19 protein-coding genes and 2 pseudogenes are annotated in these 22,776 nt (G+C 41.9%); 14 read left to right on the top strand and 7 right to left on the bottom strand.

All coding sequences use genetic code 11. From position 1 onward, the window contains the following. The first annotated feature begins 3 nt into the window (after positions 1–3). The 9 genes from fmt (at position 4) to HT679_RS03620 (ending at position 9,294) form a co-directional block, all read left to right on the top strand. Positions 4–939 carry a methionyl-tRNA formyltransferase gene (fmt, locus tag HT679_RS03660; protein ID WP_173213049.1) on the top strand — a complete coding sequence of 312 codons (936 nt, stop codon included), beginning with the start codon at positions 4–6 and terminating at the stop codon, positions 937–939. After that, positions 932–2,245: a 16S rRNA (cytosine(967)-C(5))-methyltransferase RsmB gene (rsmB, locus tag HT679_RS03655; protein WP_173213047.1), complete on the top strand. Its 1,314-nt coding sequence runs from the start codon at positions 932–934 to the stop codon at positions 2,243–2,245. The genes fmt and rsmB overlap by 8 nt, the downstream gene beginning before the upstream one ends. 14 nt (positions 2,246–2,259) lie before the next feature. Then, positions 2,260–3,000 (top strand): Stp1/IreP family PP2C-type Ser/Thr phosphatase, encoded by a 741-nt coding sequence (locus HT679_RS03650; RefSeq protein WP_173213045.1) that lies wholly within the window; start codon positions 2,260–2,262, stop codon positions 2,998–3,000. Beyond that, positions 2,997–4,976, top strand: a complete 1,980-nt coding sequence (gene stkP, locus HT679_RS03645; protein WP_172931829.1) for a serine/threonine-protein kinase StkP — start codon at positions 2,997–2,999, stop codon at positions 4,974–4,976. Before HT679_RS03650 ends, stkP begins: the two co-directional genes overlap by 4 nt. A gap of 114 nt (positions 4,977–5,090) precedes the next feature. Further along, a complete protein-coding gene (locus HT679_RS03640; protein ID WP_023946522.1) occupies positions 5,091–5,849 on the top strand; it encodes a threonine/serine exporter family protein in 759 nt (252 codons plus the stop codon). Between the two features lies 1 nt (position 5,850). Further along, positions 5,851–6,300: a threonine/serine exporter family protein gene (locus tag HT679_RS03635; protein WP_057487161.1), complete on the top strand. Its 450-nt coding sequence runs from the start codon at positions 5,851–5,853 to the stop codon at positions 6,298–6,300. A gap of 168 nt (positions 6,301–6,468) precedes the next feature. Continuing rightward, complete coding sequence (locus HT679_RS03630; protein WP_173213181.1) at positions 6,469–6,717, top strand: hypothetical protein; 249 nt, start codon at positions 6,469–6,471, stop codon at positions 6,715–6,717. Positions 6,718–6,847: 130 nt separating this feature from the next. Beyond that, positions 6,848–8,020, top strand: a complete 1,173-nt coding sequence (locus tag HT679_RS03625) for a hydroxymethylglutaryl-CoA synthase (protein ID WP_173213043.1) — start codon at positions 6,848–6,850, stop codon at positions 8,018–8,020. Next, on the top strand, positions 8,020–9,294 hold the full coding sequence (locus HT679_RS03620) for a hydroxymethylglutaryl-CoA reductase, degradative (RefSeq protein WP_173213041.1): 1,275 nt from the start codon (positions 8,020–8,022) through the stop codon (positions 9,292–9,294). Before HT679_RS03625 ends, HT679_RS03620 begins: the two co-directional genes overlap by 1 nt. Positions 9,295–9,329: 35 nt before the next feature. Here HT679_RS03620 and HT679_RS03615 read toward each other — a convergent pair whose 3' ends face one another. Both HT679_RS03615 and HT679_RS03610 read right to left on the bottom strand, forming a co-directional pair. Further along, on the bottom strand, positions 9,330–10,295 hold the full coding sequence (locus HT679_RS03615; RefSeq protein WP_173213039.1) for a LacI family DNA-binding transcriptional regulator: 966 nt from the start codon (positions 10,293–10,295) through the stop codon (positions 9,330–9,332). Then, a complete protein-coding gene (locus HT679_RS03610; RefSeq protein WP_173213037.1) occupies positions 10,276–11,730 on the bottom strand; it encodes a glycoside hydrolase family 32 protein in 1,455 nt (484 codons plus the stop codon). Before HT679_RS03610 ends, HT679_RS03615 begins: the two co-directional genes overlap by 20 nt. A gap of 379 nt (positions 11,731–12,109) precedes the next feature. Here HT679_RS03610 and HT679_RS03605 point away from each other — a divergent pair, with 379 nt between their 5' ends. Together HT679_RS03605 and scrK are read left to right on the top strand one after the other, a co-directional pair. Next, a complete protein-coding gene (locus HT679_RS03605) occupies positions 12,110–13,996 on the top strand; it encodes a sucrose-specific PTS transporter subunit IIBC (protein WP_188108528.1) in 1,887 nt (628 codons plus the stop codon). A 254-nt stretch (positions 13,997–14,250) separates the two neighbouring features. Next, positions 14,251–15,138 carry a fructokinase ScrK gene (gene scrK / locus HT679_RS03600; protein WP_000164310.1) on the top strand — a complete coding sequence of 296 codons (888 nt, stop codon included), beginning with the start codon at positions 14,251–14,253 and terminating at the stop codon, positions 15,136–15,138. Positions 15,139–15,457: 319 nt separating this feature from the next. On the opposite strand, the gene HT679_RS03595 is transcribed toward scrK, so the two are convergent. Together HT679_RS03595 and HT679_RS03590 are read right to left on the bottom strand one after the other, a co-directional pair. Then, complete coding sequence (locus tag HT679_RS03595; protein WP_164226650.1) at positions 15,458–16,075, bottom strand: TVP38/TMEM64 family protein; 618 nt, start codon at positions 16,073–16,075, stop codon at positions 15,458–15,460. A 429-nt stretch (positions 16,076–16,504) separates the two neighbouring features. Then, positions 16,505–16,737 (bottom strand): annotated as a pseudogene (locus HT679_RS03590) (IS30 family transposase); the annotation flags it as partial. A gap of 339 nt (positions 16,738–17,076) precedes the next feature. Between HT679_RS03590 and HT679_RS03585 the strand changes: the two are divergent. From HT679_RS03585 to HT679_RS11645, 3 genes and pseudogenes are all read left to right on the top strand, one after another. Then, complete coding sequence (locus HT679_RS03585; RefSeq protein ID WP_000895303.1) at positions 17,077–17,970, top strand: ABC transporter ATP-binding protein; 894 nt, start codon at positions 17,077–17,079, stop codon at positions 17,968–17,970. Beyond that, entirely contained in the window at positions 17,967–19,166 is a 1,200-nt protein-coding gene (locus HT679_RS03580) for an ABC transporter permease (RefSeq protein WP_173213035.1), read from the top strand. Before HT679_RS03585 ends, HT679_RS03580 begins: the two co-directional genes overlap by 4 nt. A 566-nt stretch (positions 19,167–19,732) precedes the next feature. Continuing rightward, positions 19,733–19,882: pseudogene (locus HT679_RS11645) on the top strand (IS630 family transposase); the annotation flags it as partial. Between the two features lie 63 nt (positions 19,883–19,945). On the opposite strand, the gene HT679_RS03575 reads toward HT679_RS11645, so the two are convergent. The 3 genes from HT679_RS03575 to HT679_RS03565 all read right to left on the bottom strand — a co-directional run bounded on the left by HT679_RS03575 (position 19,946) and on the right by HT679_RS03565 (position 22,743). Further along, complete coding sequence (locus HT679_RS03575; protein WP_173213033.1) at positions 19,946–20,641, bottom strand: LrgB family protein; 696 nt, start codon at positions 20,639–20,641, stop codon at positions 19,946–19,948. Next, on the bottom strand, positions 20,638–21,012 hold the full coding sequence (locus HT679_RS03570; protein ID WP_000781325.1) for a CidA/LrgA family protein: 375 nt from the start codon (positions 21,010–21,012) through the stop codon (positions 20,638–20,640). The genes HT679_RS03575 and HT679_RS03570 overlap by 4 nt, the downstream gene beginning before the upstream one ends. Positions 21,013–21,195: 183 nt before the next feature. Continuing rightward, the gene (locus tag HT679_RS03565) at positions 21,196–22,743 is read right to left on the bottom strand and encodes an ABC transporter ATP-binding protein (protein WP_173213031.1); all 1,548 of its coding nucleotides are present in this window, start codon (positions 22,741–22,743) and stop codon (positions 21,196–21,198) included. Positions 22,744–22,776: the final 33 nt, after the last annotated feature.

The raw sequence follows: 22,776 nt of genomic DNA, 5'->3' as shown, positions 1-22,776 counted from the left end.
GATATGACAAAACTAATCTTTATGGGGACACCCGACTTTTCAGCAACAGTCTTAAAAGGACTTTTGACAGATGACCGTTACGAAATTCTAGCCGTTGTGACCCAGCCAGACCGTGCTGTTGGTCGTAAAAAAGTGATCCAAGAAACCCCAGTCAAGCAGGCTGCCAAGGAAGCGGGCCTTCCAATCTACCAACCTGAAAAATTATCTGGAAGTCCAGAGATGGAAGATCTTATGAAGCTAGGAGCGGATGGAATTGTGACTGCTGCTTTTGGGCAGTTTCTCCCAAGTAGACTCCTTGATAGCATGAATTTTGCGGTCAATGTTCACGCTTCCCTCCTTCCAAAACACCGTGGTGGAGCGCCTATCCATTATGCCTTGATTCAAGGGGATGAGGAAGCTGGTGTGACCATTATGGAAATGGTTAAGGAAATGGATGCAGGAGATATGATTTCTCGTCGCAGTATTCCTATCACTGATGAGGACAATGTTGGTACCTTGTTTGAAAAATTGGCGCTAGTTGGTCGTGATTTGCTTTTGGACACTTTACCTGCCTATATTGCTGGTGACATCAAACCTGAACCGCAGGATCCAAGTCAGGTCACTTTCTCGCCAAATATCAAGCCAGAGGAAGAAAAACTAGATTGGACTAAGACCAATCGTCAACTTTTCAACCAGATCCGTGGCATGAACCCGTGGCCTGTTGCCCATACTTTCCTTAAGGGCGACCGCTTTAAGATTTATGAAGCTCTAGCTGTAGAAGGTCAGGGAAATCCAGGTGAAATTCTCTCTATGGGCAAGAAAGAATTGATTGTCGCAACGGCAGAAGGGGCTCTATCCCTCAAACAAGTGCAGCCAGCTGGTAAACCTAAGATGGATATTGCTTCCTTCCTCAACGGTGTTGGACGTACATTGACTGTAGGAGAACGATTTGGTGACTAAAGTAGAAACGGCTAGAAGTTTAGCCCTAGCAGTATTAGAAGATGTCTTTATCAATCAAGCATACTCAAATATTGCCTTAAATAAGCATCTCAAGGGAAGTCAACTTTTGGCAGCAGACAAGGGCTTGGTGACCGAGCTGGTCTATGGAACGGTAGCCCGTAAACTGACTCTAGAATGGTACCTATCCCACTTTATCGAAGACAGAGACCGGTTAGACAGTTGGCTTTATGTCCTTCTTCTCATGAGTGCCTACCAGCTCCGCTATTTGAACAAGATTCCAGACCATGCTGTGGTTAATGAAGCGGTGGAATTAGCCAAAGTCCGTAAAAAGGGCAGTGAAAAATTGGTCAACGCCGTCCTTCGTCGTATTCTACGTGAAGGCTGGCCAGATATTGCCAGCATCAAGCGAAAAAACAAGCGTGATTCCATTGCCTATTCTCTTCCAGTTTGGTTGGTTTCCAAGCTCAAAGAAGAATACGGCGAAGAGCGAGCGCAGGCTATTTTTGAAAGTCTCTTGGTGCGTAACAAGGCCAGCATTCGTGTAACAGATCTAAGACGAAAAGAGGAAATCCAAGCTTTGTTGGAGGCTAATGCTTCACCTTTGTCCGTTTCTGGTCTGGTTAAGGAGCAGGGGCATTTTGCAGGCCATGATTTGTTTGCAGATGGAGCGATTACCATCCAAGACGAGTCCAGTCAGCTTGTTGCTCCGACGCTTGATTTACAAGGTGATGAGCAGGTTCTTGATGCCTGTGCGGCTCCAGGTGGGAAAACAGCCCATATAGCCTCTTATCTTACGACAGGTCAGGTTACGGCTCTGGATTTGTATGACCACAAGTTGGAATTGATTCAAGAAAATGCTCAACGTCTGGGAGTTGCAGATCGGGTTCAAATGCAAAAATTAGATTCCAGAAAGGTGCATGAGTTTTTTGGGCAGGATTCATTTGATAAGATTTTGGTGGATGCTCCCTGTTCAGGAATCGGTCTTTTGCGCCGAAAACCAGACATCAAATACAATAAAGAAACGGCAGATTTCGCGTCCTTACAGGAAATTCAGCTAGAAATATTAGGTAGTGTTTGTCAAACACTAGGCAAAGGTGGTATAATAACTTATAGTACCTGTACCATTGTTTCGGAGGAGAATTTTCAAGTCGTTGAGGCGTTTTTAGAAAGTCATCCTGAGTTCGAGCAGGTAAAACTAGAACATGAATGTAAGGATATCATGAAAGACGGCTGTATCCTCATTACACCTGAATTGTATGGAAGTGATGGATTCTTCATCAGTCAATTTCGCAAGATATCGGATTAGGAAGGAACTGACACATGGAAATTTCATTATTAACAGATGTTGGTCAGAAACGAACAAATAACCAAGACTATGTCAACCACTATGTCAATAGAGCTGGACGTACTATGATTATTTTAGCTGATGGGATGGGAGGTCATCGCGCAGGGAATATCGCTAGTGAAATGGCGGTAACAGACCTAGGTATAGCTTGGGTTGATACCCAAATCGATACAGTCAATGAAGTGCGTGAATGGTTCGCCAATTACCTAGAAATTGAAAATCAAAAGATTCATCAACTTGGACAAGATGATGCCTATAAAGGAATGGGAACAACTCTAGAAGCTGTTGCTATTATTGGCAATCAGGCTATCTATGCTCATATTGGAGATTCTCGTATCGGTTTGATTCGTGGAGAAGAATACCACCAGTTAACGAGCGATCATTCCTTGGTCAATGAATTGCTCAAGGCAGGTCAATTGACACCAGAAGAGGCAGAAGCTCATCCGCAAAAAAATATTATCACCCAGTCTATTGGTCAAAAAGATGAAATTCAGCCTGATTTTGGGACAGTTATCCTTGAGTCAGGCGACTATCTCTTGCTCAATAGTGACGGCTTGACTAACATGATTTCAGGCAGTGAGATTCGTGATATTGTAACCAGCGATATTCCTTTAGCAGATAAGACGGAGACACTTGTTCGTTTTGCTAACAATGCAGGAGGTTTAGATAACATTACGGTTGCCCTTGTTTCTATGAACGAGGAGGATGCAGAATGATCCAAATCGGCAAGATTTTTGCCGGACGCTATCGGATTGTCAAACAGATTGGTCGAGGAGGCATGGCGGATGTCTACCTAGCCAAAGACTTAATCTTAGATGGGGAAGAAGTGGCAGTGAAGGTTCTGAGAACCAACTACCAGACAGACCCGATAGCTGTAGCTCGTTTTCAGCGTGAAGCGAGAGCTATGGCAGATTTAGACCATCCTCATATCGTTCGGATAACAGATATTGGCGAGGAAGACGGTCAACAGTACCTAGCTATGGAGTATGTGGCTGGGCTTGACCTCAAACGCTATATCAAGGAACACTATCCTCTCTCTAATGAAGAAGCCGTCCGTATCATGGGACAAATCCTATTGGCTATGCGTTTGGCCCATACCAGAGGAATTGTCCATAGGGACTTGAAACCTCAAAATATCCTCTTGACACCAGATGGGACTGTCAAGGTTACAGACTTTGGGATTGCCGTAGCCTTTGCTGAGACGAGTCTGACTCAGACTAACTCGATGCTGGGTTCAGTTCATTACTTGTCACCAGAGCAGGCGCGTGGTTCGAAGGCGACTGTACAAAGTGATATCTATGCCATGGGGATTATTTTCTATGAGATGCTGACAGGTCATATCCCTTATGATGGGGATAGTGCAGTGACCATCGCCCTCCAGCATTTCCAAAAGCCCCTGCCGTCCGTTATTGCTGAGAATCCATCTGTGCCCCAGGCTTTGGAGAATGTTGTTATCAAGGCAACTGCTAAGAAATTGACAGATCGCTATAAATCAGTTGCTGAAATGTATGTGGATTTGTCTAGTAGTTTGTCTTATAATCGTCGTAATGAACCAAAGCTGGTCTTTGACGATGCGACTAAGGCGGACACCAAGACTCTACCAAAAGTATCCCAGAGCACCTTGACTTCGATTCCTAAGGTTCAAGCGCAGACAGAACACAAACCAATCAAAAAACCAAGCCAGGCTGTGACAGAGGAAACTTACCACCCACAGGCACCGAAAAAACGTAGATTTAAGATGCGTTACCTGATTTTTTTGGCCAGCATTGTATTGGTGGCAGCTTCTCTTATTTGGATACTATCCAGAACTCCTGCAACCATTGCCATTCCAAATGTGGCAGGTCAGACAGTGGCGGAAGCCAAGGAAACCCTCAAAAAAGCCAATTTTGAGATTGGCGAGGAGAAGTCAGAGGCTAGTGAAAAGGTGGAAGAAGGGCGGATTATCCGTACAGATCCTGGCGCTGGAACTGGTCGAAAAGAAGGAACGAAAATCAATTTGGTTGTCTCATCAGGCAAACAATCCTTCCAAATTAGTAATTATGTCGGTCGGAAATCCTCTGATGTCATTGCGGAATTAAAAGAGAAAAAAGTTCCAGATAATTTGATTAAAATTGAGGAAGAAGAGTCGAATGAGAGTGAGGCTGGAACGGTCATGAAGCAAAGTCTACCAGAAGGTACGACCTATGACTTAAGCAAGGCAACTCAAATTGTCTTGACAGTAGCTAAAAAAGCTACGAAGATTCAATTAGGGAACTATATTGGACGGAAATCCTCTGATGTCATTGCGGAATTAAAAGAGAAAAAAGTTCCAGATAATTTGATTAAGATAGAGGAAGAAGAGTCCAGCGAAAGCGAACCAGGAACGATTATGAAACAAAGTCCAGGTGCCGGAACGACTTATGATGTGAATAAACCTACCCAAATCGTCTTGACAGTAGCTAAAAAAGTTACAAGTGTTGCCATGCCGAGCTACATTGGTTCCAGCTTGGAGTTTACTAAGAATAATTTGATTCAAATTGTTGGGATTAAGGAAGCCAATATTGAAGTTGTAGAAGTGTCGACAGCTCCCGCTGGAACTGCTGAAGGTACAGTCGTTGAACAGAGTCCTAGAGCAGGTGAAAAGGTAGACCTCAATAAGACTAGAGTCAAGATTTCAATCTACAAACCTAAAACAAGTTCAGCTACTCCTTAAAATCAGATGGATAATCAAAATGAGTAATCAATCTTTGTCATGTTTTCATGGCAAAGATTTTTTTTGAGTCCGGATTTGTGATAGAATAGAAGGAGTTGATAAAAGGAGGAACGCATGGAAGAATCAAGAGAATTAAATGCCGTCATCGATGTGATTATGTTAGCTGGAACCATTCTTCTCAAAAGTGGCTCAGAGATTCATCGTGTAGAAGATACCATGATTCGGATCGCGCATTCGCAGGGGATTGTGGATTGCAATGTTCTTGCCATGCCTGCTGCTATCTTTTTCTCCATTGAAAACACCAATATTTCGCGTATGAAGCGCGTGACCTCCTCTTCTTATAACATCGAAAAAGTCTGCGATGTCAACCAGATTTCTCGTCAACTGGTTGGGGGGCAAATTGATTTAGAGACAGCCTTCAAGCAATTGACGGCTTTGCAAGCCCAGCCCCTTCCTTATACTAAGTTGCAGGTAACTTTGGCTGCGACCTTTAGTGCTCCTTTCTTTTCAATTATGTTTAGTGGAAATATCTACGACGCACTTGGGGCAGGAGTGGCTACCTTATTTGGTTTTGCCTTTTCCCTCTATGTGGAGAAGTTTATCCGAATTCCTTTTGTAACAGCCTTTGCTGGGGCCTTTGTCTTTGGGATGATAGCCCAGTTTTGGGCTCGCTACACAGGTTTTCCTTCAACAGCAGATTTGATTATAGCTGGTGCAGTCATGCCTTTTGTACCAGGTATTGCCTTGACCAATGCGGTCCGTGATATTATGACCAACCACATAAACTCTGGTATGAGCAAGATGTTTGAATCCCTGCTCATTACCCTTGCTTTAGGGGCAGGAACTTCTGTCGCCTTGGTATTGATGAACTAATATGACACTAACAACCTTTTTATTACAAGCAGTAGCAAGTCTTCTTGCCATTATCACTTTTTTAATCGTACTCAATGTGCAACGCTCTATGCTCTTACCTGGAGGGATTTTGGGCATGGCTGTCTGGCTAATTTATCTCTTGCTCAAGGAACCGACCAATGTCATTGTAGCCACCTTCATTGCGGCCATTATCGGTTCATGTGTCAGCCAGATTTTAAGTATTCTTTATAAGACTCCTGCTGTGGTCTTTATCTTGGCCATCTTGGCACCACTGGTTCCGGGATACCTTTCTTATCGGACAACTGCCTTTTTTGTGACAGGGGACTATAATAAAGCGCTGGCAAGTGCGACCTTGGTTGTCATGCTGGCTTTGGTCATTTCCATTGGAATGGCTAGCGGAACAGTGATTCTCAGACTGTATCATTATATAAAAACACATCGAGTATCGTAGACTTTACAACTTTGCAGAAATAAAAGAATTTTCTGAAAAATGAGATAAATATAGTGACAAGGCTTTCTATGTATGCTATTCTATATATAGAAAGGAGGAAAAATCATGAAAAAATCACTATTTTCCTTATTGTCTGTAAGTCTACTGACCTTGTTGGTTATCCCAGTCATGGTGTCTAGTTCAGGCTCAGAATTTCAAAGTGGATGGCAAGAGCATCAGTTGATTGCCGAAAAGGTTAGTAAAACACTTGACAAGACATTTGATAAGGATGTCAGAGAAATTCCGACCAGTCAGTTTTATCAAGAATTTGTAGATGAGATGGGAAGGACTTACTCAGGAGATTTAATCCTCCAGGAGCTGATAACTGAGAATGGGGCTTATAAAGCTACTTATGTTGGTGAACTCTATAGCAACTAATCATTCTTTAAAATTATGACCAATAAGCGGCTTGATTTGGTGAATCAAGTCTTTTTTCTCTCTTTTACTGCCATTTGTGATAAAATAGTACTGAACGATTTTTTACATGAATGATAAAACAGAGGTAAATATGACAATCGGTATTGATAAGATTGGTTTTGCGACCAGTCAATATGTCTTGAAGTTACAAGACTTAGCAGAAGCGAGGGGAATTGACCCTGAAAAATTAAGCAAAGGACTCTTACTCGAGGAATTGAGTATTGCGCCCCTAACTGAGGACATTGTGACCTTGGCGGCCAGTGCTAGTGACTCTATTTTAACTGAGCAAGAAAGACAAGAAATTGATATGGTCATTGTGGCTACCGAGTCAGGAATTGACCAGAGTAAGGCTGCGGCCGTCTTTGTACATGGCTTGCTGGGCATTCAGCCCTTTGCTCGTAGTTTCGAGATTAAAGAAGCCTGCTATGGAGCGACAGCTGCCCTTCATTATGCCAAATTGCATGTGGAAAATTCTCCACAGTCCAAGGTCTTGGTCATTGCCAGTGATATTGCCAAGTATGGTATTGAAACTCCAGGAGAACCCACTCAGGGTGCTGGCAGTGTGGCCATGTTGATTACACAAAATCCACGCATGATGGCCTTTAATAATGACAATGTAGCTCAAACCCGTGACATCATGGATTTTTGGCGTCCAAATTACTCGACAACTCCTTATGTAAATGGTGTTTATTCTACCCAACAATATTTGGATAGTTTGAAAACGACTTGGCTTGAATACCAAAAACGCTACCAGCTTACTTTGGATGATTTTGCGGCGGTTTGCTTCCACTTGCCTTATCCTAAATTAGCGCTAAAAGGCTTGAAAAAAATCATGGATAAGAGCCTGCCTCAAGAGAAAAAAGACCTCTTGCAAAAGCATTTTGACCAGTCTATTCTCTACAGTCAAAAGGTGGGGAATATCTATACAGGTTCCCTCTTCCTCGGACTCTTGTCTCTCTTGGAAAATACAGATAGCTTGAAGGCTGGGGATAAAATTGCCCTTTATAGTTACGGAAGTGGGGCTGTAGCTGAGTTCTTTAGTGGTGAATTGGTTGAAGGATATGAAGCTTATTTGGATAAAGACCGCTTGAACAAACTCAACCAACGCACTGCCTTATCTGTTGCAGACTACGAAAAGGTCTTCTTTGAGGAAGTAGAGTTAGATGAAAAAAATTCTGCCCAGTTTGCTGGCTATGAAAATCAAGATTTTGCCTTGGTTGAAATTATCGACCACCAACGCCGTTATAGCAAGGTTGAAAAATAATGAAGATAAGTTGGAATGGATTTTCTAAAAAATCATACCAAGAGCGCCTCGAGCTGTTAAAAGCTCAGGCGCTCCTTAGTCCTGAGAGACAAGCGAGTCTGGAGCAGGATGAACAGATGAGTGTGACTGTGGCAGACCAGCTGAGTGAGAATGTAGTGGGAACTTTTTCTTTGCCTTATTCGCTGGTCCCAGAGGTTCTCGTTAACGGTCAGGAATACACAGTTCCTTATGTGACAGAAGAGCCCTCTGTGGTTGCTGCGGCCAGCTACGCCAGTAAAATCATCAAGCGAGCAGGTGGCTTTACTGCACAAGTCCATGAGCGCCAGATGATTGGGCAGGTAGCCCTTTATCAAGTTGCTAATCCTGAACAAGCCCAAGAGAAGATTGCCAGCAAGAAAGCGGAGCTCTTGGAGCTTGCCAATCAAGCCTATCCTTCCATTGTTAAACGTGGGGGCGGGGCGCGTGATTTGCATGTAGAGCAGATCAAAGGCGAAACAGACTTTCTCGTTGTTTATCTCCATGTCGATACCCAGGAAGCCATGGGTGCCAATATGCTCAACACCATGCTGGAAGCCTTGAAACCAGTCTTAAAAGAACTCAGCCAGGGACAGAGTCTTATGGGAATCCTGTCCAACTACGCGACCGATTCTCTGGTGACTGCAAGTTGTCGTATCGCCTTTCGCTACTTGAGCAGTCAAAAGGATCAAGGACGAGAAATTGCGGAGAAGATAGCCATGGCTAGTCAGTTTGCGCAGGCTGATCCTTATCGAGCCGCTACTCACAATAAAGGGATTTTTAATGGTATTGATGCCATTTTGATTGCCACTGGTAATGACTGGCGTGCCATTGAGGCGGGAGCTCATGCTTTTGCCAGTCGAAATGGACATTACCAAGGTCTTAGTCAATGGACGCTGGATCTTGAAAGAGAAGAATTGGTTGGTGAGATGACCCTGCCCATGCCTGTGGCGACCAAGGGTGGCTCTATCGGCCTTAACCCTCGTGTAGCCCTCAGTCATGAGCTACTGGGAAATCCTTCTGCCAAGGAATTAGCACAGCTTATCGTGTCTATCGGTCTTGCACAAAATTTTGCAGCCCTGAAAGCTTTAGTCAGCACAGGAATTCAGCAAGGCCACATGAAATTGCAGGCCAAATCCTTAGCTCTCCTAGCAGGTGCCAGTGAATCCGAGGTAGCTCCCCTAGTCGAGCGCCTCATCGTAGATAAAACCTTTAACCTAGAGACAGCCCAGCGTTATTTAGAAAACTTAAGATCATAAAAAACTCAGACAGATCGGTCTGAGTTTTCTTGTGATTAAATACTTTTTCCAGGTAATAGAGTAACTGGTAAAAAGTATCCTGTTGTGGCGACTTCCTTGCCTTCAATCTTTTGCAAGAGAAGATCAACAGTGAGGCAGGCAATTTCTTCCAGAGGTTGCTTGATAGTAGCCAATTGAGGATAGTAATTCTCGATAAAGTAAGTCCCATCATAGCCAATGACCTTGAGCGCTTCAGGGACAGAAATGCCCAGTTCTTGAGCAATTTTAATGACCAGAATAGCTGTCAAATCATCTGAAGCAAAGATGGCATCTGGCTTTTGTCGAGTCAAGATATTCTTGATTTCCATTTCTTTTCTGACAGGCGAAAAGTCACTGGAAACATTGATAATAGGTGCTTTCGGGAGTACAGAAGCAAAACCAGCGTGGCGTAGCCCAGTTGGCGAATTGGAATTGTCATTCCCTGTAATCATGATGATAGATTGGGCGCCTGTCTTAACCAAAGTCTGGGCAGCAAGAACCCCACCAGCATAGTTGTCAGAGGAGACGACAGGGATGTCTGGCGATAGGTTTCGGTCGAAGGAAATAATCGGCGCGGTCACACGATTGTAGTCTTCGATTCCCAAGTTGTGACTACCCGAAATGATGCCGTCCACCTGATTGGCTTCCAACATTTCGATGTATTCACGTTCCTTCTCAGAGTCATGCTCACTGTTGCAGATGATGGTCTTGTAACCATTTTTGAAGAGTTGGTGCTCCAGCTTATCAATCAATTCTGCGTAAAAAACGTTGGAAATATTGGGGAAAATCAAGCCGATTAACTTAGCTGATTTTCCTTGCAGGCTACGAGCTAGGTTGTTGGGTTTATAGCCCAATTCCCGCATGGCTTCATTAACCTTTTGAATGGTTTTTTCAGAGAGATAACCTTTTTTATTGATAACCCGAGAAACGGTAGTAGGGCTGACGCCTGCAAGTTTGGCGACATCAGTTAGTTTTGCGACCATAATCTAATTCATAGTAAGTTCCAGTTGGGTTTCCAGATTTGATCAGGATACCATTTTGGTCCGCATGTGGGAAGACACGACCAGAAAATACTTTTTCTCCTTTATTGATGAAAATTTCAAAGACAGAGTTATCGATGAAGATTGTAGCAGTAGTAGCCTGATTCTCGATAGGGCAAGAACGTGTAGTTCCAAATTCTTGGGCATACTGTTCTCCAGCCTGGCTACGATCCACTGTTACTTGACCATTTACAAGGTCAAAGTTGATGGAAAGTCCCTTGCCTTCTTGATCAGCAAGTAAGACAATCTCGCTCTGGCTATTAGTTTCCAAGTTGAGTTCAAGTTCGTAAGTGTTCTTAGTTTGGGCACGGTTTGAGAAGGCTTCTTCAGAAGCACGAAGGTCCTTGATAGCTGCGACTGGGTATTGGTAGAGTTTGCCGTCTTTGATAGTGAGTTCCTTGACCAAAGAGAAGGTTCCTTGGTGGTCAAAACGGTCAGATGGATATGAAACATCAGGCAAGCCAAGCCAGCTAACAGCTAGAGCACGTCCATCAGGAGCGTTGAAGGTTTGAGTTGCATAGGCTTCGAAACCATAGTCCATGTTTTGAAGTTGAGATACATCTACCATTTTAGCATTTTCAGGGTCAAAGGAAGCCCCGATCTTATACATATTTGGAAAGATATTATCGTAGTCTAGAACTTTCTTATCCAATCCTTGTGGGCAGTAGAGAAGGACAGGTTGTTCCCCTACAAAGACCAGATTTGGACATTCCATCATGTAGGCAGTACGGTCGTTAGCAAAGTCAAGGTTGCCAACAACTTGCCAGTTTGTGTAGTCGTTGTCCACAGCCTTGTAGAGACGGACGAAGCCTTTTTTCTCCAAGTCCTGTCCTCCGACGATAGCATAATATTGACCTTTAAAGTTAAAAATTTGCGGATCGCGGAAGTGGTCAGTAGAGTCTGCTGGCTGGTCAATCAAGATCTTGTCAATCTTCGTAATCTTGCCATCCTTATCCATCAAAGCACCGATCTGGTAAGGGTGACGGATCCAGTTTTCATCACGGACATTTCCTGTATAGAATAGGAATAAGTTATCGCCAAACTGCATGGCAGAACCAGAGTAGGCACCGTGGCTATCTAATGGAGTATCAGGCAAAACTTTGACTCCAGTTTCTGTGAAATGAACCAAGTTCTCACTTTCCAATTGAACCCAAGATTTCAAACCGTGGGCTGCACCAAAAGGAAAGTTCTGATAAAAAACAATCCACTTTCCATCAAAGTAAGAAAAGCCATTTGGGTCGTTAAGAAGTCCTGTTTTTGGCTCAACATGATAATGAGTATGCCATGGAGATTGTGCCATATTTTCTTTAATATTCTTAATTTCTTCTTGCGTCCAATCTTGATAAAGTCTGTAACGACGCTCAGTTGTCCATTCCATTCTTCTATTCCTCCAAAAATCTTATCACTTTTAATAGTAACCGTTTTCGGAAAAAAAAGCAAGACTTTTATGTTAAAAAAGAGAAAAAACTGTCAAACGTTTATCATAAAATAAATGCAGGAAATCAATCAAATTTTCACAAAAATATGAAAGAGAATGAAATAAAACCCTTTTAACCAAGATTTTAAACTTATTTTTTTAAGGAACACCTGATAAAACAGTCAAAATCAATCAATCTAAAGCGAGCAAACTAAGTGGATAGAATATTTTTTCTGCAAAACGCTTGACATATTTCTAAAACATGATAAAATAATAGTCGTAGGGCGAATAAAATCGCTTTCAAACAAGAACAAAATTTTATATAAGGAGATTTTTGCAAATGAACAATCAGGAAATTGCAAAAAAAGTCATCGATGCCTTGGGTGGACGTGAAAATGTCAACAGTGTAGCTCACTGTGCGACTCGTCTTCGTGTCATGGTCAAAGATGAAGGAAAAATCAATAAAGAAGTGATTGAGAACTTGGAAAAAGTTCAAGGTGCTTTCTTTAACTCAGGTCAATACCAAATCATCTTTGGTACTGGTACAGTAAACAAAATGTACGATGAAGTTGTTGCACTTGGTTTACCAACATCATCTAAAGATGACATGAAAGCAGAAGCTGCTAAACAAGGGAACTGGTTCCAACGTGCTATCCGTACTTTCGGTGACGTTTTCGTTCCAATCATCCCAGTTATCGTAGCGACAGGTCTCTTCATGGGTGTGCGTGGTCTTTTCATTGCTCTTGAAATGCCACTTCCAGGAGACTTTGCAACTTACACACAAATCTTGACAGATACAGCCTTCATCATCTTGCCAGGTTTGGTTGTTTGGTCAACCTTCCGTGTATTCGGTGGTAACCCTGCCGTTGGTATCGTTCTTGGTATGATGCTTGTTTCTGGCTCACTTCCAAACGCTTGGGCAGTTGCTCAAGGTGGTGAAGTAACAGCTATGAACTTCTTTGGTTTCATCCCTGTTGTTGGTTTGCAAGGTTCCGTTCTTCCAGCCTTCATCATCGGGGTTGTCGGAGCTAAATTTGAAAAAGCTGTCCGCAAGGTCGTTCCAGATGTCATTGACCTTTTGGTAACACCATTCGTGACACTTTTGGTTATGTCTATCCTTGGACTATTTGTCATCGGACCAGTCTTTCACGTTGTTGAAAACTACATCCTTATCGCGACAAAAGCGATCCTTAGTATGCCATTTGGTCTTGGTGGTTTCTTGATTGGTGGGGTTCACCAATTGATCGTCGTGTCAGGTGTGCACCATATCTTCAACTTGCTTGAAGTTCAATTGCTTGCTGCTGACCATGCTAACCCATTCAACGCTATCATCACTGCTGCTATGACAGCTCAAGGTGCTGCAACTGTTGCGGTTGGTGTTAAAACTAAAAATCCAAAACTAAAAACACTTGCTTTCCCAGCTGCTCTTTCTGCCTTCCTCGGTATTACAGAGCCTGCTATCTTCGGGGTGAACTTGCGCTTCCGTAAACCATTCTTCCTCTCATTGATTGCTGGTGCAATCGGTGGTGGATTGGCTTCTATCCTTGGACTTGCTGGTAATGGTAGTGGTATCACCATCATCCCTGGTACAATGCTTTATGTTGGTAACGGACAACTTGCCCAATACCTTCTTATGGTAGCTGTATCATTTGCACTTGGTTTTGCTCTTACTTACATGTTTGGTTATGAGGATGAAAAAGAAGTTGCTACTGAAGCGGCGACAGAACGTTTGGTCCAAGAAGAAACAACTGGCAACATTCCAGCAGCCCTTCAAAATGAAACACTTGTAACTCCTATCGTCGGTGATGTTGTCGCTCTTGCTGATGTTAATGACCCTGTTTTCTCAAGCGGAGCTATGGGACAAGGTATCGCTGTGAAACCAAGTCAAGGTGTGGTATATGCACCAGCTGATGCTGAAGTTTCAATTGCCTTTCCAACAGGACACGCTTTTGGTTTGAAAACAACTGATGGTGCTGAAGTTTTGATTCACGTTGGTATTGACACTGTATCTATGAACGGTGAAGGTTTTGAAGCAAAAGTTGCTCAAGGTGATAAGGTTAAAGCAGGCGATGTTCTTGGAACATTTGACTCAAACAAAATCGCTGCAGCTGGACTTGATGATACAACAATGGTTATCGTTACAAATACAGCTGACTATGCTTCAGTAGCTCCAGTCGCAACAGGTTCAGTTGCTAAGGGGGATGCTGTGATCGAAGTGAAAATCTAATACTCTTCGAAAATCAAATTCAAACCATGTCAGCTTCGCCTTGCCGTACTCAAGTACAGCCTTCGGCTAGCTTCCTAGTTTGCTCTTTGATTTTCATTGAGTACAATATTCCCTCTCACAATGAAAACGAACAAATGACATGTTTGTTCGTTTTTGCTTGAATGGTAAGATTTACAGAGGAAAATCTAAAAAATAGAGACATTTAGACTTTCGAAATATGCTATAATAAAGAAAATAAAAACAAGAGGTTTATCATGACAAAATTATATGGAAGCTTGGAAGCGGGCGGTACAAAGTTTGTCTGTGCTGTCGGTGATGAAAACTTTAACGTTGTAGAAAAAACACAATTTCCAACAACAACACCAATCGAAACAATCGATAAAACCATCGAGTTCTTCTCAAAATTCGATAACCTTGCTGGTCTTGCAGTTGGTTCATTTGGTCCGATTGATATTGATAAAAACTCAAAAACTTATGGCTTTATCACAACGACTCCAAAACCAAACTGGGCAAATGTGGACTTGCTTGGTGCCCTTCGTCGCGCCCTCAACGTGCCAATGTACTTCACTACAGACGTAAACAGCTCTGCTTATGGTGAAGTGGTTGCCCGTAACAATGCTGGTGGCCGTATCGAAAACTTGGTTTACTACACAATCGGTACAGGTATCGGTGCAGGTGTTATCCAACGTGGAGAGTTTATCGGTGGTGTGGGTCACCCTGAAATGGGGCACTACTATGTGGCTAGACACCCAATGGATATTGAAAAAGAGTTTAAGGGTGTTTGTCCTTTCCATAAGGGATGTCTGGAAGGCTATGCAGCTGGTCCAAGTTTGGAAGCTCGTACAGGTGTTCGTGGGGAAAACATTGAACTCAACAACCCTGTTTGGGATGTCCAAGCCTACTATATCGCTCAAGCTGCGGTCAATGCGACAGTGACTTTCCGCCCAGACGTGATTGTCTTTGGTGGAGGGGTCATGGCTCAACAACACATGCTGGACCGTGTCCGTGAGAAATTTACATCTCTTCTCAATGGCTACCTACCAGTACCAGATGTGCGTGATTACATCGTGACGCCAGCAGTCGCAGGAAATGGTTCTGCTACACTTGGGAATTTTGTTCTTGCAAAAGAAGTTTCGAAATAAAGCACAAAATCCGCTTGGGAAACCAAACGGATTTTGTGGTTGCAAATAATATTTTTGAGCCTTTCCTTAAGTGATTACGGACGGTAGCGACTTTCTTCGAAATTCCATACCTAAACTTTGAGCCTAATGTCTCAAAGTTTCCGAATACCTGAAACCATTAGATTTCAGGTGTTTCTATCACGGCGGAAAGGCTAGGTAAGTCCTCGCCTTACTATCGAAAAATATGCATGATTTCCATACCAAAGTATATTTAGTATTAAGCTATAGTTAATCTACGCTTTAAAAATCCGCTTGGGAAACCAAACGGATTTTTTACGTGTCAAAGCATTTGCCAGAAAAAGTCAATAATATAGGTCAGACCGTAGGTATAAACCACGAGGGTAAAGGGCTTGGTCAGAATGATGATGATCATATAGCGCTTGAAACTCATCTTGGTCAAGGCAGCCAGCATACAGAGAAAGTCAGCTGGACTAATGGGCCAAATCATCATAAAGATAAAGAAACGGTCAAAACGATTGCCCTTGTCCAACCAGCCGATATACTTGTCATAGGTGCGCTTGCTGACGACAGACTGGACAAAGGCAGCCCCATAGAGGCGCACCAGATAAAAGATAATGGCACAGCCAATCACGATGCCGATATAGTTGTAGATAGTCCCGATGATGTGGCCGTAGATAAAGACCCCAGCCACCGAGGTCAAGGCCCCTGGAATGATAGGGACGACAGTCTGTAAAATCTGTAAAAAGATAAAGAAAGGTGGACCCCAGATGCCTGCCTGCTGGATAAAGGCAGAGAGGGTTTCCTTGGATTGTAAAATCCCAGCCTGATAAGCCCAAATACAGAAAATCAAACTCCCAACACCACCGACAATCGATGAGATGTTGATAACTTGCTGTAAAAGGGGAGAAACAGCTTTCATTTGTTTATCCTGTGACATGTAAACTCCTCATAGATAGTATAACTCTACTATACCATATTTTGGAGGAGAAAGGGGGAATGAGTCTTTTTGATGAGGAATAGAAAGTAAATAGGTATACTTCCTAAAGTTTACATGTATTCTAAGTTTAGAATAATCGTAATTCCATAAATTTACAAGTATTCTACGTTTCGAATAGCTTATCTGAGATAATTTTGATGCATTCGAGCTTTCGAATAGTCATCTTCTCTAAAGTTTAGATGTATTCTGAAGCTAGAAAAGCTAAAATCTAAAAATAATAAGAGTCTCTATCTGATGGATATAATTTATGTTTAGTATGAATCCTTTGAATCGTTAGTTAATTTTAATATTAATCAGTTCTGAAATAATTACTAAATATAGTTAGATGGTGAATGAATTATTGCTAAATTTCAAGTTCAAGTTAGCCATTCAGAAGTCTTCTCTGGGGGACTTGTAGTTCAAGCATTTTTTAGGATAGTTGTTCATCCACTTTTCGATGAAGGCGACTTCTTTGGGAGTCGTTTTTTAGTTCCCTTAGGTAACCATCTACGAATGAGCCTGCTATGATTCTCATTAGTTCCCCTTTTCCAAGAGGCATAGGGATGTGCATAGTAGATATGTTCCTTAGAAAACACATTAGACAAGCGATTGAATTCCGCTCCGTCCATTAGTGGATAAAGGATTACTCCTTCTTGAAATGACAGATGAACTTGTTTCTTATAAAAAATGTTGTCAAGAAATTATCCGTTTTTTTCCAGAAGTTTTAGAGGAAGAAAATTTTATGAGGAAAAAGGAGCTACTCAAATAACAATTCAGGATCAAAAATAGACAGTTGAGGAGCAGAGTGGATAAATTAAGTTTACTACTGTATAATGGATTTATCACTAAAAACGCTCCATGCCATATTTTACATAGCATTAGTCTTCTAAAAATGGACAGAAATCATTGTAAAGGCTATCAAAAAAGAGTATAATGAGTGAAAGAAATTTCGGAGGTTAAAGATGCTAGAAGTAAGAAGTCTAGAGAAAAGTTTTGGATCCAAGCAAGTTTTGTTTGGTATTGACTTTCAAGCGCGACCAGGTCGTATTTTGGGATTAGTCGGGAAAAACGGTGCTGGGAAGACAACAATTTTCCACAGTATTTTGAAGTTTTTAGAATATCAAGGAGAAATCAGTCTGGATGGTCAGGATATTCGTCAGGAAACCTACGCTCGGATTGGCTATCTGCCTGAAGAACGCAGTCTCATGCCTAAATTGACAGTCCTTGAACAAGTTCGCTACTTGGCGACTCTAAAAGGCATGGATGCCAAGGAGGTCAAGGAAAAACTCCCTCAATGGATGAAGAGGTTGGAAGTGAAAGGGAAGCTGACTGATAAAATTAAGAGTCTGTCAAAAGGAAATCAACAGAAGATTCAGCTCATCATTACTCTGATTCATGAACCAGACTTGATTATCTTGGATGAGCCTTTCAGTGGATTAGACCCGGTCAATACAGAATTACTCAAGCAAGTCATTTTTCAGGAAAAAGAGCGCGGAGCAACCATTATCTTTTCTGACCATGTCATGACCAACGTCGAGGAGCTTTGTGATGATATTCTGATGATTAGAGATGGCCGTGTGGTCTTGCATGGACCAGTCCAGGATGTTCGCAATCAATACGGGAAAACGCGTCTCTTTGTTTCAAGTGAACGAAGCAAGGAAGAATTGGAAAATCTTCCTCATGTCAAACAGGTGAGTTTGACCAAACAAGGCAGTTGGAAATTGATCTTGGAGGATGAGAGCGCTGGAAGGGAACTCTTCCCAATCTTGACTCAGGGGCAATATATCGCAACCTTTGACCAGCAAGCGCCAACAATCGATGAAATCTTTAAACTAGAATCAGGGGTGGAAGTATGAGAAATATGTGGGTTGTAATCAAGGAAACCTATCTTCGACATGTCAAATCGTGGAGTTTCTTCTTTATGGTGATTTCGCCGTTCTTGTTTATCGGTCTCTCTGGAGGAATTGGCTATCTCCAAGGCTCTTCAATGGCTAAAAATGATAAAGTGGCAGTAGTGACAACAGTGCCGTCTGTAGCAGAAGGACTGAAGAATGTAAATGGTGTTAACTTTGACTATAAAGACGAAGCAAGTGCCAAAGAAGCGATTAAAGATGAAAAATTAAAAGGCTATCTGACTATTGATCAAGAAGATAGTGTTCTAAAGGCAGTTTATCATGGCGAAACATCGCTTGAAAATGGAATTAAATTTGAGGTTACAGGTACACTCAATGAACTACAAAATCAGCTTAATCGTTCAACGGCCTCCTTGTCTCAAGAGCAGGAAAAACGCTTAGCGCAGACAGTTCAATTCACAGAAAAGATTGATGAAGCCAAGGAAAATAAAAAAATGATTCAAACCTTTGCGGCCGCAGGGCTTGGTCTCATCCTTTATATGATTTTGATTACCTATGCTAGTGTCACTGCTCAGGAAGTGGCTAGCGAGAAAGGAACCAAAATTATGGAGGTGGTCTTCTCTAGTATCCGAGCTAGTCATTATTTCTACGCTCGCATGCTGGCTCTGCTTCTTGTGATTTTGACCCATATTGGCATTTACGTCGTGGGTGGACTTGCTGCCATTCTTCTCTTTAAAGACCTACCAATCTTGGCACAATCTGGTATTTTAAACCATATAGGAGAGGCTTTCTCGCTCAACACCTTATTGTTTGTCTTGGTTAGCCTCTTTATGTACGTTGTTTTAGCAGCCTTCCTAGGTTCTATGGTTTCTCGTCCTGAGGACGCAGGGAAAGCCCTGTCGCCTTTGATGATTTTGATTATGGGTGGTTTTTTTGGAGTGACAGCTCTAGGTGCAGCTGGTGACAATCTCATTTTGAAGATTGGTTCTTATATTCCCTTTATTTCGACCTTCTTTATGCCATTTAGAACCATTAATGGCTATGCAGGGGGAGTAGAAGCATGGATTTCACTTGCTATTACAGTGATTTTTGCGGTGCTAGCAACCGGATTTATCGGACGCATGTATGCTAGTCTAGTCCTTCAAACAGATGATTTAGGGATATGGAAAACCTTTAAACGTGCCTTAGCTTATAAATAGAAGAGCCTCGCGAAAGCGAGGTTTTTTAGAGATAAAAAGAGTGGAATCACGAACCTAATTATGCACACATTATGTAAACAGGTTGCTTGAAAACTCAATTGTATAGTGAACTGAATCTGGACTAGGATAATATTGCTTCTAAAACATTCTTATGAATTGATTTGAATTCCAAAATCTCATCGTTCCGTTCTTATTTCATTTTGCGATATAGTGAAAGGAAATAAGTCAGCTCATAAAAAACGCATACTACCAGGATTTTTTAAGACCTGATAGTATGCATTTTTTGATTGTGAAGACTTTTCATCCAGCCTCTTTATGTGATAAAGTATCGTTAATAGTCAATGAAAATCAGACTGGGAAGTTAGCGGAAGGCTCCTCGAAACATAGTTTTGAGGTTGAGGAACTGACCAAGTCAGTAACATATACACACTAAGGACAAGCTGATGTGGTTTGAAGAGTATAAAAATCTGTTTCGTAAGCATCCAATAATAGGGTGTTTTGATAGTGTCATCATTTGGATAAGCATTATAGTATAGTGATATGAAATCAACTAAAATAAATAAGAAATATAGATTATCAAAACTTTTTGAAAAGATTGCATTAAATCTAAATAACATAGACGTCTTCAGCGTGTGCTGTCTCATCTTATGCGAAAATCTTATAAGGAGAGTATAGAAAATCTCGATTGTAATCAACTAACTGATTGGAGAAACGTATAAATATGAGAAGTTAGACCCCCATGTCACTACCATAATGAGATTGCTCGAATTCCTTGCTTTTTAACTCAATATCAAACTGGCTACGATAGGGCTGACAAAGACATAGAGAATACCGGTGACACCGATAGCCAAACCACCCATGGCTCCTGCTACAGAGCCGTATCGGAAGGCTGTTCCTGTTCCAACTGCATGGCCTGTTCCTCCAAGGGAAAGACCAACAGCTACTGGGTCGTCAATTTTCAACCACTTCAAAAGGGTTGGGCCGACGACACTGGTTAAAATCCCAGTTGCCACTACTACCACCAAGGTCACAGTGGTCAGACCTTGCAATTTTTCTGTGATTCCCACTGCCATGGCGGTTGTCACTGACTTGGGAAAGAGAGAAATAGCTAGGAAAAAGTCCATGCCAAATATTTTCGCTACAAGAGCTGTGAAAGAGGTATTGACAACTACCGCTAGCAGACTACCAAAGAGAATACTCCGAGCGTGGTGCTTCATCAAGTGAAAACTCCTGTAAAGCGGAATCCCTAGAGCAACAGTCGATGGGACAATCAAGTTGTTCAAATAAACCCCACCTTGGTAGTAATCTTGGTAAGAAATACCTGTCACCTTTAGAAAGATGATAATGAAAACAGCTGACAAAAGCAAGGGCGTTGTCAAAGGATGGGGAAAACGTCTGTAAATCAACATTCCCACTAGATAAGCTAGGATAGATAGGGCAAGCCCAAATAGGGGATTGGAAACAAATTCACTCATTTGGCATCTCCTTTCTCATAATCTCCCTCAAATCGTCTCTTGATAAACTGAACGACCAAGGCAATAAGGATAATATTGATAACAGCTGCAAAAAAGACAATCAAAACAATGGGCAAAAGATAGGGAGCAATCACATCAAACTTTTCCATGATTCCCACTGCTGGTGGCAAAAAGAGAATGGTCATATTGGCCAGCAAGAAATTCCCCACCATGTTGACATGCCTGGTTCTCAGCCACTTGAATTGTAGGGCTAGAAAGAGAATAATCAAACCGATAATACTGCCTGGGATAGGCAAATGAAAGAAACTGGAAATCCCCTCTCCGATTAGAGAAATCACAAAGAGAATCATTAATTGAACATATAATTTCATCCTAAACTCCACGAAATAGATTTCTGCATACCAGTTTACTCTTTTTTCAGAAAATTTCAAGCAAATGCATAAGGGATAATGAAAATTAAAGAACAAACTAGGAAGTCAGCTGCATGTTGCTCAAAACAAAGTATTGGGGTTGTAGGTCAAACTGACATAGTTTGAAGCGATTTTCGAAGAATATTACTTTTCTTTGCTTAAGTGAATGACTTGGTCGTAGTGTTTTAAGTCTTCTTCCGTGTAGTGGTGAATGACTTCAATGACTGTTTGAGGTAGGGAGAAGAGCAAGTCGCTAATTTTTCTGCTATTTTCCGAGTCAAGATTGGCCTTAATCTCATCTGCTAAGATGAGTTGGCTATCATGGTAGAGGGCGCGAGCGATTTCTAGGCGTTGTTTCTCGCCACCAGATAGACTATCATTGCTGAGGGGTCGATTTTTCAAATGTTCTAATCCTGTTTTTTTGAGGATATGATTTAAAGTCTCTGGATTTTTATCCAGTCCTAGAAGGATATTGTCTTCCAGAGATAGCGTGTCAAAGCAATGGCTATCTTGGAGAATATAGGAACTAATACTTGTGATTTCTTGACGTGACAGGTTCTGACCAGCAAAGCTAATCTGTCCACTTGTCGGTGTCTCTTCTCCATGAATGATATTGAGCAGGGTCGTTTTACCAGAGCCACTTTCCCCGATAATGGCGATTTTTTCTCCTTGCTTGATGTGTATGGAAATCGGAGATAAGAGGACATTCCCATCTTTTTCTAGGGAGATGCTGTTAAGCTGAATAGGGAAAATATTTTCTATACTTCTAAGCGAGATGGAGTCAGACTGCCCCAAAAGTTTTTGGTATTTGTTGAGAAGAGTTCGATTCGCTTTTCGGGTGTTGGTAAAGTAAGCCAACTCTTGGAATTGATAGCCGATATTATGGGAAACCAGATAGATGGCCACAAAACTAGCCGCATCTAAATAATTATAGTAGGTCATAAAGCCACCGATGACAATAGGTGTGACGGAGCAAAAGGCATCGATGCTATTGATCAAGAGACTGTTTAAAGTTCGTTGCTTTTCATAGTTGATTTCGACATCCAGACTGGTTTGTAATTGCTTTTGATAGTGAGCAAAAAAGTAGTCTTGCCCCTGATAATGGCGAATTTGTTGGCTACCACCAATAAAATTTGTCAAGCTTGCTAAGTAGCTCTGGTTAACAGTGGACCGCTTTTCAGAAAGTGAATCCAAACGCTTGGATCCGATAGCACTGCAGAGTACAGGAAAGGAGTAGAAGAGGATGAAAATCAAGCCCAGGTGAAAATTGGTCCACAGGGCATAGAGAATGGACACAGTTGTGAAGCCAAGAGAAGAAATGATGATGACCGTTGGCTCAATATAGCTTTCTTCTAGTTGCTTGACGTCGTTTTCTAGGTCAGACAAAATATCCTTTTCATCAATCTCATAACTATTTAAAAATCGCTTGAAAATAGCACTCTTGATTCCATATTTGAAGTCAGTAATCAAACGAGCGTAGTAATAGCGTTTCCCAGCCAAGCCTAGTAAGAGGATGAGGTTTCCAAGGATTCCTAGAATCAATACTTTCCAAAGAAGGCCTAGTTCTTGATTGGTAAAACTGGCAACAATATTCTGAACAAGGGCTGGCGTGATAATTGCTTCCAGCCAAGTAATGGCAATAGAAAAGAAGTAAAGTACGAGGTGTTTCTTAGTAACAAATCTTCTCAGCATAAAGAGTTGCCCTCCTTATCGATATACATGTAA

Origin of the sequence: Streptococcus sp. 4886 (assembly GCF_013276485.1) — a bacterium.
Taxonomy (GTDB): Bacteria; Bacillota; Bacilli; order Lactobacillales; family Streptococcaceae; genus Streptococcus.
The sequence above is the reverse complement of the archived record's forward strand: the minus strand, read 5'-3'. Positions and strand labels throughout refer to the sequence as shown.

Excerpts from the sequence above, each read along its gene's own strand:
- HT679_RS03565 (WP_173213031.1), bottom strand. The coding sequence starts at position 22,743 with ATGCTGAGAAGATTTGTTACTAAGAAACACCTCGTACTTTACTTCTTT.
- HT679_RS03630 (WP_173213181.1), top strand. The coding sequence starts at position 6,469 with ATGGTGTCTAGTTCAGGCTCAGAATTTCAAAGTGGATGGCAAGAGCAT.
- HT679_RS03575 (WP_173213033.1), bottom strand. The coding sequence starts at position 20,641 with ATGAGTGAATTTGTTTCCAATCCCCTATTTGGGCTTGCCCTATCTATC.
- HT679_RS03650 (WP_173213045.1), top strand. The coding sequence starts at position 2,260 with ATGGAAATTTCATTATTAACAGATGTTGGTCAGAAACGAACAAATAAC.
- HT679_RS03585 (WP_000895303.1), top strand. The coding sequence starts at position 17,077 with ATGCTAGAAGTAAGAAGTCTAGAGAAAAGTTTTGGATCCAAGCAAGTT.
- HT679_RS03610 (WP_173213037.1), bottom strand. The coding sequence starts at position 11,730 with ATGGAATGGACAACTGAGCGTCGTTACAGACTTTATCAAGATTGGACG.
- HT679_RS03620 (WP_173213041.1), top strand. The coding sequence starts at position 8,020 with ATGAAGATAAGTTGGAATGGATTTTCTAAAAAATCATACCAAGAGCGC.
- HT679_RS03580 (WP_173213035.1), top strand. The coding sequence starts at position 17,967 with ATGAGAAATATGTGGGTTGTAATCAAGGAAACCTATCTTCGACATGTC.
- HT679_RS03635 (WP_057487161.1), top strand. The coding sequence starts at position 5,851 with ATGACACTAACAACCTTTTTATTACAAGCAGTAGCAAGTCTTCTTGCC.
- HT679_RS03625 (WP_173213043.1), top strand. The coding sequence starts at position 6,848 with ATGACAATCGGTATTGATAAGATTGGTTTTGCGACCAGTCAATATGTC.
- HT679_RS03615 (WP_173213039.1), bottom strand. The coding sequence starts at position 10,295 with ATGGTCGCAAAACTAACTGATGTCGCCAAACTTGCAGGCGTCAGCCCT.
- HT679_RS03640 (WP_023946522.1), top strand. The coding sequence starts at position 5,091 with ATGGAAGAATCAAGAGAATTAAATGCCGTCATCGATGTGATTATGTTA.
- HT679_RS03605 (WP_188108528.1), top strand. The coding sequence starts at position 12,110 with ATGAACAATCAGGAAATTGCAAAAAAAGTCATCGATGCCTTGGGTGGA.
- HT679_RS03570 (WP_000781325.1), bottom strand. The coding sequence starts at position 21,012 with ATGAAATTATATGTTCAATTAATGATTCTCTTTGTGATTTCTCTAATC.
- HT679_RS03595 (WP_164226650.1), bottom strand. The coding sequence starts at position 16,075 with ATGTCACAGGATAAACAAATGAAAGCTGTTTCTCCCCTTTTACAGCAA.
- fmt (WP_173213049.1), top strand. The coding sequence starts at position 4 with ATGACAAAACTAATCTTTATGGGGACACCCGACTTTTCAGCAACAGTC.
- scrK (WP_000164310.1), top strand. The coding sequence starts at position 14,251 with ATGACAAAATTATATGGAAGCTTGGAAGCGGGCGGTACAAAGTTTGTC.
- stkP (WP_172931829.1), top strand. The coding sequence starts at position 2,997 with ATGATCCAAATCGGCAAGATTTTTGCCGGACGCTATCGGATTGTCAAA.